1 protein-coding gene is annotated in these 201 nt (G+C 55.2%); it reads left to right on the top strand.

What is annotated here, in order from left to right; translation table 11 throughout:
- Positions 1 to 2 precede the first annotated feature (2 nt).
- Positions 3 to 201 (top strand): Ig-like domain-containing protein (locus tag KDM89_RS23040; protein WP_212689909.1); only part of this gene is annotated, 199 nt, incomplete at its 3' end.

Genomic DNA, 201 nt, shown 5'->3' with positions numbered 1-201 from the left:
AAATCATTCTGGGCAACAGCCTGACGAATGCAGTGAGTTCCACATTAACCGGCGGCAGCTACGGTGCAGTGACCTACACCAGCAGCAATCCGGCGGTTGCTACTGTCGATGCAGCAGGTAAAGTGACGACTGTTTCTGCAGGCACAGTAACCATCACCGCAACACAGGCAGCTGTTGTGGGCGTGAACGTACAGGCAACGC

This window comes from Cognatundibacterium luofuense (genome assembly GCF_018139685.1).
In the GTDB taxonomy this organism is placed as follows: Bacteria; Pseudomonadota; Gammaproteobacteria; order Burkholderiales; family Burkholderiaceae_D; genus Undibacterium; species Undibacterium luofuense.
Note: the sequence above shows the minus strand (reverse complement) of the source record. Positions and strands in the feature narration are given on the sequence as shown.